The 13190-nt window shown below is 44.6% G+C and carries 10 protein-coding genes; 6 read left to right on the forward strand and 4 right to left on the reverse strand.

Annotated features, from left to right (window positions below; genetic code table 11):
- Positions 1 to 301 precede the first annotated feature (301 nt).
- Positions 302 to 1231, forward strand: a complete 930-nt coding sequence (locus LQZ07_RS18855) for a pyridoxal-phosphate dependent enzyme (RefSeq protein WP_152781996.1) — start codon at positions 302 to 304, stop codon at positions 1229 to 1231.
- Here the strand turns inward: LQZ07_RS18855 and LQZ07_RS18860 are convergent.
- The gene (locus tag LQZ07_RS18860; protein ID WP_152781998.1) at positions 1228 to 1983 is read right to left on the reverse strand and encodes a hypothetical protein; all 756 of its coding nucleotides are present in this window, start codon (positions 1981 to 1983) and stop codon (positions 1228 to 1230) included. The genes LQZ07_RS18855 and LQZ07_RS18860 overlap by 4 nt on opposite strands.
- A 118-nt stretch (positions 1984 to 2101) precedes the next feature.
- Positions 2102 to 2818 (reverse strand): transporter substrate-binding domain-containing protein, encoded by a 717-nt coding sequence (locus LQZ07_RS18865; protein WP_194164116.1) that lies wholly within the window; start codon positions 2816 to 2818, stop codon positions 2102 to 2104.
- Between the two features lie 205 nt (positions 2819 to 3023).
- On the opposite strand from LQZ07_RS18865, the gene LQZ07_RS18870 reads away from it, so the two are divergent.
- A complete protein-coding gene (locus LQZ07_RS18870; RefSeq protein WP_152782002.1) occupies positions 3024 to 4058 on the forward strand; it encodes a DUF2157 domain-containing protein in 1035 nt (344 codons plus the stop codon).
- Between the two features lie 499 nt (positions 4059 to 4557).
- On the forward strand, positions 4558 to 6189 hold the full coding sequence (locus LQZ07_RS18875) for a methyl-accepting chemotaxis protein (RefSeq protein WP_152782004.1): 1632 nt from the start codon (positions 4558 to 4560) through the stop codon (positions 6187 to 6189).
- 154 nt (positions 6190 to 6343) lie between these two features.
- Here the strand turns inward: LQZ07_RS18875 and LQZ07_RS18880 are convergent, their stop codons facing one another.
- Positions 6344 to 7291, reverse strand: coding sequence for a LysR family transcriptional regulator (locus LQZ07_RS18880; protein ID WP_152782006.1), 948 nt, complete (start codon positions 7289 to 7291; stop codon positions 6344 to 6346).
- Positions 7292 to 7645: 354 nt separating this feature from the next.
- On the opposite strand from LQZ07_RS18880, the gene LQZ07_RS18885 reads away from it, so the two are divergent.
- From LQZ07_RS18885 to LQZ07_RS18895, 3 genes are all read left to right on the forward strand, one after another.
- Positions 7646 to 8770, forward strand: coding sequence for an efflux RND transporter periplasmic adaptor subunit (locus LQZ07_RS18885; RefSeq protein ID WP_152782008.1), 1125 nt, complete (start codon positions 7646 to 7648; stop codon positions 8768 to 8770).
- Positions 8767 to 11868, forward strand: a complete 3102-nt coding sequence (locus tag LQZ07_RS18890; protein WP_152782010.1) for an efflux RND transporter permease subunit — start codon at positions 8767 to 8769, stop codon at positions 11866 to 11868. The genes LQZ07_RS18885 and LQZ07_RS18890 overlap by 4 nt, the downstream gene beginning before the upstream one ends.
- Positions 11869 to 12125: 257 nt before the next feature.
- A complete protein-coding gene (locus LQZ07_RS18895; protein ID WP_152782013.1) occupies positions 12126 to 12710 on the forward strand; it encodes a PEP-CTERM sorting domain-containing protein in 585 nt (194 codons plus the stop codon).
- Positions 12711 to 12746: 36 nt separating this feature from the next.
- On the opposite strand, the gene LQZ07_RS18900 is transcribed toward LQZ07_RS18895, so the two are convergent.
- Positions 12747 to 13064, reverse strand: coding sequence for a heavy metal-binding domain-containing protein (locus tag LQZ07_RS18900; RefSeq protein WP_016402985.1), 318 nt, complete (start codon positions 13062 to 13064; stop codon positions 12747 to 12749).
- Between the last annotated feature and the right edge of the window lie 126 nt (positions 13065 to 13190).

Here is a 13190-nt window from a genome sequence, read left to right on the forward strand (position 1 = left end):
TTACTCTCATTGACAAGTAAAAAATCAACTAAGGCTTCTATTTTTATTTGTTAACTAAGTCTTGTCATCCACATAAATCTAATCTCCCGCGCCAACGCTGGGCTGCGCGTAAGATCTAAAGAGGATCGCTAAAAATTATGATAGATCTTTTTGTTCATCATTTTTTGTCACCAAATTTTCACAATTGAATGAAATAATAAGCAGTCGCCCAAGTTGTTGGCTCACAATCATTAAATTGCTTTGCCACTGAATCAAGTCAACGTAAACTAATCACCACAGACTCATCACATTTGGTTGCCTGTTGTTTAAACCATCTCCGGTACAGTTGGTACATTTTCAGCGTAAGAAAATCTACGTAAAGCGAGATGATTTGCTGCACCCGCAGTTTTCTGGCAACAAAGCACGTAAGTTCTACCACTTCTTAAATCACCCGCAACCGGGCGTAAGCACACTAGTAGGAAGTGGATCTGCGCAAGCTAACTCGCTGTATTCTTTAGCTGCGTTAGCGCAACTTAAACAATGGAAATGCGAGTTCTACGTTGACCATATCCCCAGCTGGCTAAAACAAAATCCTTGCGGCAACTATCAAGCAGCGCTAGAGCTAGGCGCACGGATCATTGAGGTAAGTAGTTTACATCGTCAGCAGCAAGCTAACTTAGACAGCTTTATGCAAACCATTGTTAAACCAAGCTTATCGCCGCAACAACTATTTATCCCTGAAGGTGGCCGCTGTGAATATGCGCGCGAAGGGGTGGTCACGCTAGCGGAAGAAATTGAACAGTGGCAGCATCAAAACCAAATTGGCCGTCTAAACATAATGCTGCCAGCAGGCACCGGCACTACGGCCTTATTTTTAAGTGAATACTTTAGCCAAATGAATCCCTGTATAAAAGTATATAGCTGCGCCTGTGTAGGCGATGAAGACTATCTAAGCCTGCAATTTACCCAACTTAATAGCAATACCGCCACTCACCCGATTATTCTGCCGCGAACCAAGAAGTATCACTTTGGTAAGTTATATCGCGAACACTACCAAACTTGGCTGGCGCTCAAGCAGCAAACCAAGCTTGAATTTGAGCTTCTCTACGACCCAATTGGCTGGCAATGTTTAATGCGCTTTCTTGAAGAACAAACGGATGAAACCCCAACCTTATATATTCACCAAGGTGGTTTATTGGGTAATCAAAGCATGCTGCCACGTTACAAACGTAAATACCCCGATTTAACTTAACGCCAATCTAGCCAATAACTGTAAGGAAATTCTTCAGACAAACTCACTGTTTCTTGATAGTGAGGACTAGGGCTATTTAAGCATTCGGTGCCATGAAATTCGGGCTCGGCCCAGCCGGTATTTTCGTCTAAATATTCGCGGCTATAACCCCAGCGGCCACAAGACAAAATGGTGTCGTAGCTTTGGTCTCGTTGGCACACCACGCAGGTTTCAAACTCCACCATTATATCTTGGCCCTCTTTACCCAAAGCATCAGAGACAAACGGGGTGTCGTAAATGGCTAAGGTAGACGCTCTCGTAGGAGGTTCATTCCATGGCTTATCGAGCGTATCGGCTGGGGTTTGATGTACGCCAGCGCCGTGTTCTAAGGGAAAAGCATCGTAAAAAGGCTCAACAAAGCTAGCTGGCGCATCAATTTGAGCCCTGCGTTCATCGCCTAATAAACGGCGATTGGTGGTGCGAATTTGTAACATGCGATATTGGTTACACTGGGCTTGGTTAGCTAACTCTAACTCGCCTAAGCGATTAGCAAATAGGTGGATTTCTAGCCCCACCCCAGTGGCGTTATCTCGCGGAATATAAGACGCTTGCTGGCGACTGCTGTGATACCAAGCTTCCGAAAAGACCAATACGCCTAGCGTTTGCTGTTGGTAGGTAACTGGACACACTTTACCCACCCATAACTCTTCAGCGACTAAAACTGAACTTAAGCTGCAATAGCTCAGTGTTATCCATAAGCAAGCTCGCGTCATAAGCCATCCCCGCTATCACTATCATGCAAATGTCATTTAAGTGTAGTCGCTATGCCACAAGCTAAAAGTAAGGGCCGGGTTTTAAATCGATGCAAGCACTATAATATAGGGCTTAGTGCTAGCGTTCTTGAATCGCTTTAGGTAGGTAACTCTCTACAATATCTTGAATTTCGCCACTCTCGAGAAGCTGTTGTACGCTCAGTTCAATGTCTTGCAAAATTTGCTCAGCATTGTCTGTATTCGGGGCGATAGAAATAGTGATGTATGATTTCGCAGACGTTAAATAAGCAGGCTGAGCAAGCTCTATTTCCATCTCTTGTGCTAGATTCGAAATAATCCCAAGATTACCCGCAAAGCCATCTATTCTCCCTGCTTCTAACAGCTTAAGTGCCTGTGAGTATGTTTGCGCCGACAATATAGTCACTTGTCCCTGCTCTGCTGCATCATACAGTTTTAGCCCATAAACCTTGCTAGCTCCCCTTAACGAGGCCACCCTTTTACCCTCAAAGTTATCCCAGGTAAATGGCTTATCCGCAATGCTGACCACTGCCGTTTGAAAACTGGCTACAGCAATTGGCTGGTGAATCGATTGGTCAAACTTTTTGTTAGGAAACAAGCAAGAAATAACCACTCCTTGTTCGTTATGCAGCAGCTCATTTACAATTCGTGGATAAGGAACCACATTCACTTCGACATCATCTAACTTTAAGCGCTGAGCAACCAGCTTAAGTATATCGACATAATAACCTTTCGGCTCACCGCCTTCTTTAAAGCCAGCAGGTTTAGAATTCAAGGCATAAAAACGATAGAACTCGCCTGAATGCTTTGCGCTCAAACAGCTGCTACAGCTAAAAATAATTATGGCTATCATAACCTTAAGTGCCATAGGCTAATTATGTCCGTCACATTTGGGATAAGTAAGTAAAGCGACAGCAAGGCTTATCTGTCAAGTTAGCCTAGGGTAGATATTTTTGACAAATGACTTAGTTTTCCTCAGAAAACAATGGCAAGCTGATAAAATCTCGTAATAGGACTCACTAATGACTCAAATTACCCCGCGTAAATTACAACAAGCCGTTGAAGCTAATATCATCAGCCAGCAACAAGCAGAAAACTTGCTCAGTTTCTTAGAGTTGCCATCAAGCACTACGGCTCAATTCAACTTTAGTCATTTACTTTATTACTTTGGTGGATTAATCGCCATTGGCGCTATGACCCTGTTTATGAACTTAGCGTGGGAAGGTTTTGGAGGCTGGGGCATCGTTAGCATTAGCCTAGTATATGCAGTATTGGCACTACTTCTTTGCCAACGTTTTAAACGCCAAGGCCATATTATTCCTGCCGGCTTATCTGCCACTTTTGTGATTTGCCTTACACCTTTGGCGGTATATGGCTTGCAACAAGCGATGGGTTGGTGGCCTAACTCTAGCCAATATCACGACTATCACCGCTATGTTCAATGGCATTGGCTATATATGGAAATCGCCACCCTAATCGTTGGTTTAATTCTATGCTGGCGCTACCGTTATCCCTTTATGTTAATGCCGTTGGCCGTTACCCTTTGGTATATGAGCATGGACATCGCCGCCATGTTAGCAGGCGAGCGACCCGATTTTCAGTTACGAAGTTTAGTTTCACTATATTTTGGTTTAGCCATGATTTTGCTGGCCTTTTGGGTTGATCTACGCAGTCGTCACAGCGCCGATTTCGCATTTTGGTTATATATCTTTGGCGTACTCACATTTTGGTGTGGCTTAAGCTTTCAAGAATCCAATAGTGAGTGGGCAAAGTTTTTGTACTTTCTCACTAACCTAGCCATGATGCTGGCTGGGGTTATTCTGGCCCGCCGCGTATTTGTGGTTTTTGCTGCCATGGGCTGCTTTTACTATTTTTACCACCTTGCCGATCAAGTATTTAAAGACAGTTGGCTATTTCCAATTTCGCTAACGCTGATTGGATTAGCGATGGTCTACCTGGGTATTTTCTGGCAGAAACATCAAGACACAATTAGCCAGCGATTACGCGGGTATTTACCCTTGGCCATGCAAGAACTGCTGGCCAATAAAATTCATTAAGCGCTGTTAAGGTGGTGGTTTGGCTGAACGCCCTTCAAGCTCTCTAGGGACTGTTGAACTTTGGTGTTGAAATTTTGTTCGAGATAAGCGGGCTTTAATCGCGGCGAGCACTTAGAAGCCTAGTGGGCTAAGCAAAAAGTGCTTAACAAAGAGTAAAGTCCGCTTATCCGAACCCTTCGGGCAGCATTTCTTAGCCATTTATTCAGCGTTAGCGAGTGATTATTAAGCCCACTTAACTGCACACTCACTGCCTTGCCTAAATGGCTAATAAATTGCTGCATAAACCATCAGCAAAGATCAACAGACCCTAGTCATTATGTATGATCAACTAAGCAGGAAAACATGAAGAAATCAAAAGCCACACTCAAAATTGTAAAAAAAATTAACATCCACACAAAATTCACTTTGTTTGCCTACAATTAGAACTTATAACTTAGCCTATATGGCTTTGTTTTATATAAGCTAATTATCAGTAAGTTGTTTGATACGGACGGTAACGATGAATGTTAAGAGTTTGAGATTTAAGTATTCGGTAATTTTTGCTGTGAATGCTTTGTTATTAATTTTGGTATCGCTGATTGGTTTCAATGTTGGTAAAAGTACCTACAGCAGTTTACTCACCGTAGAAGAAAACATCTTACCCGCTCTGGCTGCGGTACTAAATGCCGATCGAGATCTTTACCAAGCTAGAGTGGCCGAGCTAGAAGCACTAGAGGCTCCAAGCTCAGCGCTAGCGGGCTTAATGGATGATTACCAAGAAAATGCTGAGCAAGCGCATCAGCGCATGCAAAAATTTAAAGAACTGTTAAGCGACTCCCCCGAAGCTACCCAAAGCTTGCAAAGCTTTGAACAAAGATTTAATCAATGGAAAAAACCGAGTACCGAAGTATTTGCCTTGATTAAAAACGGCCAAAGAAAACAAGCCATTGAGTTAAGTGCAAACCAAAGTGTGCAAAATTTTGAAAGCCTGCGAGAGCTTTACGACATAGCCACCGGCGCAGCTGAGAAGCTGGCCGATGATATCGAGCAGCAATCCTCTGCCGATGTAACCAGTCAACTCAGCATGTTAGGAGTCGTGGCAAGCATTGCCGTAGTGCTGTCTATTTTGTTGGCTTACTTTGGACCTAAAATTCTAGTTGATTCCATTACTCGCATTACCGCCCGAATTAATGACATTTCTCAAGGCGATGGCGACTTAACTCAACGCCTAGAAGTACAACGTAATGATGAAATAGGCGAGCTAGCCACCAGCTTTAACCAATTTGTAGATTTGCTAGAAGGCTTAATTGGCAATGTAAACAAATTCTCGGTAGAGCTTAACCAGTCTATCGCTGGCATTGCGCAAAAATCTGAGCAAACAACCGAAGTAAGTAAAGAGCAAAACCAATCGGTAGAAATGATTGCTACAGCGGTGACACAAATGGCAGCAGCCATTAGAGAAGTGGCCAATAATGCCAACCACGCTGCCGAAGAAATCAATACAGTGAATAGCCAAACCGAGCAAGGACAAAACGTTACCAAAGAATCGGTAGAACACATTAGTTTACTCTCAAACACTGTTCAAGAAGCGGCCAATGTAGTTGAGAACCTATCGCAAGATTCCGACCGCATCGCCTCAGTATTAGATGTTATTCGCGGGATTGCCGAGCAAACCAACTTACTCGCTTTAAACGCCGCCATTGAAGCAGCGCGCGCTGGCGAACAAGGCCGCGGATTTGCCGTGGTAGCCGATGAAGTAAGAAGCCTCGCCAGTAAAACTCAACAATCTACCGAAGACATTCAAAAAATGATTGAAGCCTTACAAAGCGGTGTAACCCAAGCAGTAGATGCCATTAATAAAGGCTCCACAGTTGCCGAAGGCACCGTTGATTTAGCCGGACAAACCTTAGAAGCGCTTAATCAGATCTTAGAGTCTACCTCTAAGGTGAGCGAGGTTTCGGTCTCAACCGCCACCTCAACCGAAGAGCAAAGCCATGTAACCGAAGACATTGACCGCAACCTTACAGAGCTAGCCGATAAAACCCGCATTAACTTGGAAAACTCCAGTGACTCTTTAGCTGCTGCGCAATTAGCAATAGAGAAAGCGGAACAACTAAACCAACAACTTAGCCGCTTTAAAGTATCGGTTTAGTTAAGTAAGTAACCGGAGTTATCCATCAAAGAGTAAGCAGCAATGCTTGCTCTTTTTTATTGCTATCTAACCTAAACTTGGGATTTGTAAGTGACAATAACCCCTGCAGGCCAGTACTTAATCTAGCCTCATGTTTCTGGTGAGATAGTTTGATTTATTTATATAGCTGTTGGTAGTTGGGTAGGTGCTCAAGCCAAAATGGTGGAGTACCAATATATTGCTGCACAGCACCAATAAACTCTTTCACTAACACCGTTTGCTTGCGATGTGGATACACCGCATAGATACCAGTATCCATGGTAGAAATTTGATAGTTGGTAAGCAGTGGCACTAAACCTAAGGTTTCGGTGGATGCCTCAAGATTAAACAAGTCAATCATGCTGTAACCTAAACCATCACACACCGCGCCCATTAAGGCTCTAACATCACTCACTTTATAATTACCATGCATGCGATAGCTTTGGTTGGGTTCACCATGTGGAGTTGCACCTAGTTTGATATGATCGAGCACTCGCTCGCCATTGCTATACACAACTGCGGGTAATGCCAATAATTGTTCTGGCGTTTCGGGCATACCGTGCTGCTCAACAAAGCTTTTAGAAGCAACCAAAGCAAAGTGAGTGTTTGCTAACTTTTTTGCAATCAAGTTAGACGCATTTAACTTACCAATGCGAAATGCTAAATCATAATGGTCGGCAATTATGTCTGAGCGACGATCTTCCAATACCATGCTAATTTTTACCTGTGGGTATTGCTTCATAAACTGCGAGACCACCGGTTGTAAGTATTGCTGGCCAAAAAATATTGGCGCGACAATTCTTAAGGTGCCCTTAGGCTCCAGTTGGTAAGAATCAGCAATAATCTGAATGTCGCCCAAGGTATCTAACAACTGCAAGGCTTTATCGAAAATCTCTTCACCAGCTGGAGTTAAGGAAAAGGAACGGGTAGAACGATTAAGTAGCTGCACGCCAAGTTCAGTTTCTAGCTTTTTAATCTGCTTAGAGAGCAAAGAATTATCCATATTGTGCAAGGCAGCAGCTTTAACAAATGAGCCTTGTTGCACAACATCAACAAACAAAGACAATTGCTTGGTATTCGACATTCCCTCTCCTTAACACAAAATTTTGACTAGACCGCACATCCACTTACAAGCACTCACTTACAAGCACTTACTCAAACAAACTGGCGCTTGCCAACATACCCTATCTGGCCTATTTACCCTAGAGCAACAACTCAGCTAGGCCGCACAATGGCGCAAACACACACCGCTGTACTTGCACAGAAACAACCTTTGAACAATTCCATCCAGATGCCTTTGTCAGTGTATGTCATTTCCAAAAATACAAAATCGCCAGTAAGTCGCGACAGTACTTACCGCTAGCAATTTTATACTTTGTTCATTGTAAATCATTAAGCGATTAAGCCCCGTTTCAACAATAGATGCCAAGGAGCTTTTGTGAAAAAACTGGCGATTAAACCCATCTTAATGGCGATAGGCTTATTAGTACTCTCGTTAGCCACCATTGTAATTTTAGAGCCGCAAGCAATAGAAGATGCTCCCGCGAAGGTTGATTATCTACCACTTAGCGCGTTAGTGGTAAGCCCCACTAGTTATCAACCCAAACTGTTATTAAGCGGCATTAGCAAAGCCCGTTGGTTTAACCAACTTAAAGCCCAAAGCAGTGGCCAAATTATTAACTTTGATGAGCAGTTAACTCCCGGCAGCTTAGTCTCTAAACAACAACTGTTGCTTAAAGTCGACCCCATTCATTTGCAAGCCGAACTTAGCGCTGCCTTAAGCCAAATAAAGCTAGCCGAACTTAACTACCAGCGAGAAAAGCACGAACAAACCGTTGCGCTTAGTATGTTATCTAATACAGCCAGTTCGGCCTTTGCTCGACGCGAACCTCAATTGGCAGCAGCCAAAGCAGAGCTAGCCCAAGCCAGAAGCAGCTACCAAAGTATTCAGCAACGCCTGCGCGATAGCCAAGTAGATGCGCCGTTTAACGCCATCATCATCAATAGCTACGTTAGCCCTAAGCAGCAACTAGATGTTGGTGATCCACTGTTTGATATAGCCTCAAGCGAAAGCATCGACATTACCTTGCCAGTGTCAGAGCTGCACTGGTCGCGGATTCAAGCCAGCTTAGCCGAGCCGCAAATCACCGTTATCGACCGCCAAAATAAAACTTGGCCCGCCAGCGTGCGTTATATTGCGCCACAAGTAGATGCCACCACTCGCCAACGGCAAGTGGTGTTAAGTGTGGCTAAGCCCTATCAAAGCAAACCTCGGCTATTGCCCGAGCAACAAGTAAACATTCAAGTCAGTTTAAGTGTGCAATCTACAGTAGCAAAGCTGCCAATGAGCGCATTAACCAAAGATGGCGAAGTATGGACCATCGACAGCAAGCAACAATTGCAGCTTGAGCAAGTAACTATTCTGGATGAAAACGAAAGCACAGTATGGCTAAAGTTTGTCAATCAGCCGGAGCAAACTCGCAACGTAGTAGTTTATCCCCTGCCCTCATTGCTACCGGGATTGCGCGTTAAGCCAAGCTTTGTGCAGGAGAGCCAATTATGAGACAGCTAAGCCATTGGTTTTTGCATAATAGCGTCGCGGCAAACCTCCTTATGCTGGCAATTATTGTGGCGGGTATGCTCTCGCTTAGCCATTTAAGGGTTGAATCCTTTCCGCAAATTGCGCCGTCGAGTTTGGTTATTAGCGTTGCCTATCCCGGTGGAACCGCCGAACAAATTGACCAAAGCGTTACCCAGCGTATCGAGCAAGCTATTGGCGATTTAACTGGCATTAAACAAATAGTGAGCGAATCTTCAGCCGGTTTTTCTCAAGTAAGAGTACGTAAAACCTCTGGTACCGATTTAAACCGTTTAATAGAAGATGTTCGCAATCGAGTAAATGCCATTGCTAACTTTCCGGTACAGGCAGAAAGCCCGCAAATAAGCCGTGATGAATACACCAACCTTGCGGCATTTGTGATTATCTCCGCCCCTCGGCCCGACCAACAATTGCAGCCGATTGCTCGCCAAGTAGAGCTAGCCCTGAAGAAGCACCCCAAAATAGCCAAAGTTAGCAATTGGGGGGCGCGTATGCCCCTCATTGTTATTGAGCCCAAATTAGAACAGCTTAAAAACTACCGGCTGAGCTTAGAAGAACTGTCGGCACGCATTGAACAAATGTCGATAGAAACCCGCAGCGGTGAACTAAAAAGCGCGCGCGGCCGCATGGTGTTGCGCGGCGATGGCTACGCCGACAATCTGCAAGAACTCAAACAGCTAGGCATTTTATCTAGCCCAACCGGCAGCGTAACCCTGGGTGATTTAGCCCATGTTTATCGCGATTACGAAGCCAGCGGTTCAATTGTGCGTAATAACGGCGAGTCTGCCATTGCCCTGCTCATTAGCACCAGCCAACAAGACAACTTACTCGAAGTAAGCCAAGCGGTTAAACAAGTACTTGCCCAACAAGCAGAGCGTTTACCCAATGATGTAAGCCTATCCACCATGGCCGACATGGCGCCCTATATTGAGGACCAACTCAGCCGTTTAGCAGACAACGCCTGGCAAGGTTTACTGATTGTGTTAATTCTGCTGGGCATATTCTTAGAGCTAAAAGTGGCAATTTGGGTAGCGATGGGTATTCCGGTCGCTATCGCGGGTACCTTTGCTGCCATGGGTTTTATGAATTACAGCATTAACGATATCACCCTATTCGGCATTATTTTGGTATTAGGAATTTTAGTCGACGACGCCGTAGTGGTGGGCGAAAGCATTCACGAACAACGCAGTAAAAGTAAACAAGCGCTAAAGGCTACCTGGCGCGGCTTAGAGTCGGTCTCTGTTGCTACGGTATTTGGCGCACTTACCACCATTGCTGCATTTTCGCCGATGTTATGGATAGATAACGAGCTAGCCAAATTACTCGCCAGTTTCTCAGCGGTAGTTATTTTTGCGCTGATATTTTCCCTAATCGAAAGTAAATTGATTCTGCCGGCCCATTTAGCGGCAATTCGCTACCCTTCAATTACCGATAAACCATCAGTATCGTGGTTTCGCCGAATACAACAGCTGGCTCAAGCTGGGCTCAATCGCTTTAGCCAAAGAATCTATAGCCCCATATTGAGCAAAGCCATCGATAACAAAACCGCTACCCTCATTAGCTTTTTTGCCTTAGTGCTTTTAGCTTACGGCTTTTGGTCTACTGGGCTTATTCGTAGTGCTATTTTCCCAGAAATTCCTGGCCGATATATCAGTGCCAACGTAAGTTTGGAAGACGGCGCTCCACTGCCCCTGCAACAAAAAACCTTGTTTAAGTTAGAACAAAGCGCACTACAACTAAACCAGCAAGTTCAAGAGCAGTATCAATTACAGCAGCAACCCATTAGCAACCTACTCATTTGGTCAGACGGTTACGGCTCGATAGAAGCCACCTTAGAAATTAGTAATGAAGCGCTTAGCAACTTGCCAAACAACTTATTACTTAATCAGTGGCGCGAACTTAACGGCAGCATAGAAGGGGCTTACTCCAGTGAGTTTACCGCCGACGATGAACCAGCGGGCGGCACCAGCCTAGCCATTAGCGCAGAAGATCGCCAACTTGCAGTATTAGCCGCTACCGCACTAAGCGAACAAGTTAGTCGCCTAGCAGGCGCGCAAGATGTGCGCTACGATGCACGTGGCGGTAGCCAGCAATTGCGCATAGAGTTAAACGACTTTGGCCGCCAACTAGGCTTAACTCAACGACAACTAGCGCTATTTGCCGGCGGCGCCTTTGGCGAGCGTGAAATCCACCGTTTATTGCAACAAGGCCAAGAAACCAAAGTTATCGTGCGTTATAACCACAGCCAAAAAACCACTACCCAACAGCTTCTCGCCACGCCGATATTTTTAGAAAACGGCGAATCATTAATGCTGGGCGACGTCGCTAAGCTGCGTTTTGAGCAACACGCAGAAGTGCTCTATCGACGCAATCAAGAGCAAGTGGTTAATTTATACTGGCGCCAAGACCGCGGCGTTCAATCACCCGAAGAGGTGCTAGCCAAGCTACAACCTATTATCAAAGACATTGAACAACGCTACCCAGGGGTAAGCATAAACCCCGATGGCGAGTTTGAAGAACTAGGCGAGGTACAAGCAGGTTTTAAATCGGCCATGATCATGACCCTGCTGTTAATCTACATTTTATTGGCGGTGCCTTTAAAGTCTTATTGGCAGCCGCTCATCATTATGGCGGTTATCCCTTTTGGTTTTGCTGGCGCCATATTTGGCCACGGCATCATGGACTTGCCCTTAAGCATTTTGTCGATGTTTGGCATGATGGCCATGACCGGAATCGTGATTAACGATTCACTGGTACTCATTACCCGCTTCAACCAATATTACCGCGCTGGCATGCCCTTAAAACAAGCATTAATTAAAGCCGGCACTAGCCGCTTACGCGCAATATTTTTAACCACCATCACCACCGTGTGTGGCCTGCTTCCTTTATTGTTAGAAAGCGCCGAACAAGCCCAATACCTAAAACCAGCCGCCGTATCTTTGGTATTTGGCGAGCTATTTGCCACAGGCGTAACCTTGGTGACTATCCCTACTTTATTAGGAGTATTTACTCGCCGCGATGTAGTAAAACTCCCGGCAAAAGTGGCCGTGTTTAACTCTTAAATAAAAACAAATAAAGGCCGAGCTTTCGGCCTTTATTTGTTTAATGTAACCGCCGCAGCTATTGTACACAAAACCAACAAATGATAGTTCAACTATTAACCACAGGTGACTGATTTATTTACACTTTTTAATTACCAAATAAAACCAAGTAGAGTAAGCAGCTGAAATAAAATAGCTTTTTATTTAGGCTCGATTCATGCATAAAGCAGGCCGTGAAAGAATGAGTCTTTCAAGAATTAGATTACAAAGGAAGTAATATGAAGACCTTAAAGGCTGTTATAGTTGTATTAGCTATCTCATTTAGCGGATTTGCAAGTGCTGGGGTGATTGAATTTGAATACACAGGCACAGGCTCAGGTAGCATTGGTGGTCAAGCATTCACCGATAGCTTTTTTACCATTACAGAGTATTCCAATACAGATGATCTTCAATCTTGTAGCGCTACTTGTCGATACATTGATGCCATTAGCACCACGATTACTATTGATAACATTGGCGTGTTCGATTTTGTAAGTGGCACTCGAACTTTTGTTAATAACGGATTATTAGGCCTTTCTAGAGCAGGGCAATTCGGTTCGGACCTCTATTACGTTTTTGACATTGGCAGCTATGATCTATTATCGGCCCTCGATACTGTAGTCAAGAACGTATCATTTCTGCAATGGAACAGAACCCCTAGCATGATAACAAACGGCGGCACACTAATATTTAATGATGGTGACGCAACCGGAACGTTCCAAGCTAGATTAAACAGTCCTGCGACAGTTACCGAGCCTACTACTCTAGCCATCTTCGCCTTTGGATTAATGGGCTTAGCTGCACGTCGATTCAAAAAAGTTTAATAGAAAAATACCTCTAAAAGGCCGAGTTCTCGGCCTTTATTGGCTTAACTTAACGGCAGTGCCAAACACCATAATTTCTGAAGAACCGTCCATAATTGCACTGGTAGTAAAACGGATCCCCACCACCGCGTCAGCACCTTTGTTTTTGGCACTCTCCACCATGCGTTGAATCGCCACGTCACGTGCTTCGCTTAACATCTCGGTGTAACCACGAATTTCCCCACCAACAATGCTTTTAAAGCCCGCCATAATGTCGCGCCCAATGTGTTTAGACTGCACCACGCTGCCAGTCACCACGCCTAATACTTCGCGAGTAGGTTTTCCGGCTATTGATTCAGTAGTAGTAAAGATCATCTTGATTCCTTAGGTGGAGTGACTTGGTTTGTACTCTGGCATGATAGCTTAAAAGCAAAGCTTCCAGTACTTTCAGCCAGTGTTCTACAGACACAACCTCTATTGACCACTTTGTTATTTTTAACG

The sequence above is a fragment of the Agarivorans sp. B2Z047 genome (assembly GCF_023373605.1).
In the GTDB taxonomy this organism is placed as follows: Bacteria; Pseudomonadota; Gammaproteobacteria; order Enterobacterales; family Celerinatantimonadaceae; genus Agarivorans; species Agarivorans albus.